We start from the raw sequence: 2736 nt of genomic DNA, 5'->3' as shown, positions 1-2736 counted from the left end.
ACGGGCTCCCGGCCCAGCAGGTCTTCGGGCTCGATGTCGCGCACGCGGCTGACGGCGGCGCCTTCGAGCAGTTCGTCGGCCGAAGGCACCGTCAGCACCGGCAGGCCGGCGGAGGCGGCAATGTCGATCGCGCGCCGCTTGGCCGCACCGCGCAGCGCGGGCATCGCGACGATGACGTGGCTCACTTCCAGCCGAAGCGCGTGCTCGGGCAGGCTCGCCAGCGGGCCCAGCACCGACACGCCGCCGATGCGCGAGCGCAGCTTGGCCGGGTCGTCGTCGAGCACGCCGACGACTGACCAGCCGCCGCGGTGCTGGATGCCCGCCAGCAGCATCCGGGCCGCATCGCCGGCGCCCAGCACCAGCGCGCGCCGCGTGTAGCGCGAGCGCCCCGCGAGCCGGCTGCGCACGTGCTCGTAGAACATGCGGTAGGCGATGCGCACGCCGGCCACGCCCATCAAGGCGAAGACCGGGTGCAGCACGAGCACTGCGCGCGGCACCTTGCTCAAGCCGCCGGCCCACACCGCCAGCCCGGCGAGCAGCCCGGCCAGCACGCACGCGATCGTGAGCCGTTTGATCTCGCCGAAGCCGGAAAAGCGCCACATGCCGCGCGGCACGCGCAACGCCATGAACACGCCCATGTACAGCGCGACGATGCCGAACAGCACCCAGTGGTCGTAGCCCGGTCGCGCGCTCAGCCAGCGCTCGAAGCCCAGGCGGAAGAGGTAGGTGAACTGCCAGGCCGCCGCGATCATGGACGCGTCGATCACCAGCGACAGCGGCTCGCGGTGCGGGCGCAGCAGGGTGAGGGCGTGGTCGAGGCGCTGCCAGCGGTTCATGCAGGGTTCACGCTCTTGGCGCCGTGTGCCGCGCGCCGGGCGACGCATCGCTGGCCAGCGCGGCCAGCGTGCGGGCGATGATCTTCAGGTCACCCCACAGCGTGGCGGTGTCGACGTAGCGCTCGGCCAGGCGCAGCTTCTCGGGCAGCACCTGCTCGACGTAAGCACGCTGCGGGTCGGCCGCGCGGGCGAGCAACTCGCTCTCGCGCCGGAACGCGATCGACGCCAGGTCGGTCAGGCCGGGGCGCACGCTCAGCACCTTGTCGCGCACGGCGGCCGGGTACAGCGCCACGTACTGCGGCACCTCGGGCCGCGGGCCCACCAGGCTCATGGCGCCGCGCAGCACGTCGATCAACTGCGGCAGCTCGTCGAGCTTGCTGCGGCGCAGCCAAGCCCCCGCGCGCGTGATGCGCGGGTCGGCGCCCACCGTGAGCGGCCCGCCTGCCACGTCGCCGGCCGCCACCATGGTGCGCAACTTGTGGATGCGGAACAGCGCGCCACCACGCCCCACACGCTGCTGGCGGAAGAACACCGGCCCAGGCGAATCGAGCTTGATCCAGACGGCCGCCAGCAGCATCGGCAGAGCCAGCAGCAGCAGGCCGGAGACGGCGCCCAACACATCGACCGCACGCTTGAGACCAGCCTTCACAACATGACCACGTGGCGGGCCTGAGCACCGCAAACACTCGCCAGCGAAATACCTCGATCGAGCGTCACGAAACGACCCCCGTGGCGAACCGCCAACGCGAGCAGGTAGGAATCGGTGATCTGCCGTGGGCTCAGCAGGCGATCCCAGTTCACCACGTCCTTGTCCAGCAGGCTCACATCGTCCGGCCAGAACATGTGGTGAGCCGTGGCCGTGGCCTTGCCCAGCCGCTGCGCCACCTCGACAGCGGGCAACCGGCCCAGATAGCTGGATTGAGACAGGATCCGAATGCAGCCGTTCTGCGTCAACGGACACGAAGCCCACCCAGACTTCATGTGCGCGCCGTACCAATCGAGCGCCGTGGCATGTTGCGCGTGTGAGCTGTCGAGCAGAGCGATCAGGACGTTGACGTCCAGCAAGGCGCGCATGCCGTTCGGGCGCACGGTGCTAGACGCCCTCAATGTCGCGCAGCCGGTTCACATGCTCGTTGGTGACCACGAAGCCTCGCGAAGGAAAGGGCTCGAAGCCACCCACCGAAACAGTCCCTTTCGCGCGCCGCGACTTGGCCGCACTGCCCACCATGCCGGTCAGCGCTTCTCGGGCAAGACGCGACAACACCGCGCCAGCACTTCGGCCTTCGCGCCTTGCGAGGTCTTTGACGGCAGTCAACACGTCTTCTTCGATGTCGATCGTCGTGCGCATGATGTGATGAGTTGATGCGGTGATGCGCCTCATTCTATCGGCGGCCTCCGAGGATCGACAGCGCCTGCCGCACCGCCACCACCACCCGCGCCACGTCCGCCTCGCCCATCTTCGAGTAGACCGGCAGGCTCACCATGCGCTCGTAGGCGCGCTGGCTGTGCGGGAAGTGCTCGGCGCGCAGGCCGTAGCGCTCGCGCCAGTAGGGGTGCTGGTGCAGCGGGATGTAGTGCACGCTGACGCCGATGCCGAGCGCGAAGAGGCGATCGATGAAGGCATCGCGGTCCATGCCGGCGTCGTCGGTCAGGCGGACGACATACAGGTGCCACGCATGCAGGTCGCCTTCGGCGGCGCGCGGCGGCAGCGTGAGCGGCAGGTCGGCAAAGGCGTCGTCGTACGCCGCCGCGATCTCGGCGCGGCGCTGCTGGAAGGCGCGCGCTTTCTTGAGCTGGTGGATGCCCAGCGCCGCGGCGATGTCGGTCAGGTTGTACTTGTAGCCGGGCGCCACCACCTCGTAGTACCAGCTGGGCGTCTTGGCGGTGAAGCGGTCGAAGG

5 protein-coding genes are annotated in these 2736 nt (G+C 69.6%); all 5 read right to left on the bottom strand.

What is annotated here, in order from left to right:
• Window positions 1-836: nucleoside-diphosphate sugar epimerase/dehydratase (locus RMO40_RS21300; protein WP_489660215.1), on the bottom strand; the 836-nt coding region annotated here is incomplete at its 3' end.
• 7 nt (window positions 837-843) lie between these two features.
• Window positions 844-1485, bottom strand: coding sequence for a sugar transferase (locus tag RMO40_RS21295; RefSeq protein WP_309725591.1), 642 nt, complete (start codon window positions 1483-1485; stop codon window positions 844-846).
• The gene (locus RMO40_RS21290) at window positions 1482-1910 is read right to left on the bottom strand and encodes a TA system VapC family ribonuclease toxin (protein WP_309725589.1); all 429 of its coding nucleotides are present in this window, start codon (window positions 1908-1910) and stop codon (window positions 1482-1484) included. The genes RMO40_RS21295 and RMO40_RS21290 overlap by 4 nt, the downstream gene beginning before the upstream one ends.
• A gap of 19 nt (window positions 1911-1929) precedes the next feature.
• Window positions 1930-2184 (bottom strand): hypothetical protein, encoded by a 255-nt coding sequence (locus RMO40_RS21285; RefSeq protein WP_309725586.1) that lies wholly within the window; start codon window positions 2182-2184, stop codon window positions 1930-1932.
• 34 nt (window positions 2185-2218) lie between these two features.
• Window positions 2219-2736, bottom strand: a 518-nt coding sequence (locus RMO40_RS21280; RefSeq protein ID WP_309725584.1) for a DegT/DnrJ/EryC1/StrS family aminotransferase, incomplete at its 5' end; no start/stop codon positions are given.

Origin of the sequence: Rhizobacter sp. (assembly GCF_031412075.1) — a bacterium.
Taxonomy (GTDB): Bacteria; Pseudomonadota; Gammaproteobacteria; order Burkholderiales; family Burkholderiaceae_C; genus Rhizobacter.
This window is presented reverse-complemented; position numbering and strand designations above follow the sequence as displayed.

What these genes read in the sequence shown, in the direction of transcription:
- RMO40_RS21290 (WP_309725589.1), bottom strand. Translation starts at nt 1,910, where the DNA reads ATGCGCGCCTTGCTGGACGTCAACGTCCTGATCGCTCTGCTCGACAGC.
- RMO40_RS21285 (WP_309725586.1), bottom strand. Translation starts at nt 2,184, where the DNA reads ATGCGCACGACGATCGACATCGAAGAAGACGTGTTGACTGCCGTCAAA.